Genomic DNA, 625 nt, shown 5'->3' on the forward strand with positions numbered 1-625 from the left:
GCCTCGCCGGGATGGCCGCGGCGCTGCTCGCCGTGGACAGCGGCGCGCGCGTCACGCTGCTGGAGGCCCGGCCGCGCCTGGGCGGCCAGACGACGTCGTTCCGGCGGGGAGACCTGTGGATCGACACCGGCCAGCACGTGTTCATGCGCTGCTGCACCGCCTACCGCGGCCTGCTGGCGCGCCTCGGGGTGGAGCACCTGACCACCCTGCAGCCCCGGCTGGACGTCCCGGTGCTCCTCGGGGATTCGCTCACCCGGACTCGGCTGCGACGCACCAGCGTGCGCCTGCCCGCGCCGCTGCACCTGGCCCCGGCGCTGCTGGGTTACCGGGCGCTGCCACTGGCCGAGCGGCTGCGCGCCGGGCTCGCGGCCGTCCAGCTCGGCCGCCTCGACCAGCGCTCCGCAGCGGTGGACGGGCGGTCGTTCGGCGCGTGGCTGACCAGCCACGGCCAGGGCCCGGCGGCGACGAAGGCGCTGTGGGAGCTGCTGACCGTGGCGACGCTGAACGTGCCGGCCGCCGAGGCCTCGCTGGGGCTGGCGGCGAAGGTCGTGCGCACGGGCCTGCTGGACGGCGCCGACGCCGGCGACCTCGGCTGGGCGGAGGTTCCCCTGGCCCGGCTGCACGG

Annotated in this window: 1 protein-coding gene; it reads left to right on the forward strand. The window is 77.6% G+C overall.

What is annotated here, in order from left to right:
• On the forward strand, window positions 1–625 hold a 625-nt coding region (locus ND748_RS33425), incomplete at both ends, for an FAD-dependent oxidoreductase (protein ID WP_251750206.1).

The organism is Frankia sp. AiPs1 (assembly GCF_023716945.1).
Taxonomy (GTDB): Bacteria; Actinomycetota; Actinomycetes; order Frankiales; family Frankiaceae; genus Frankia.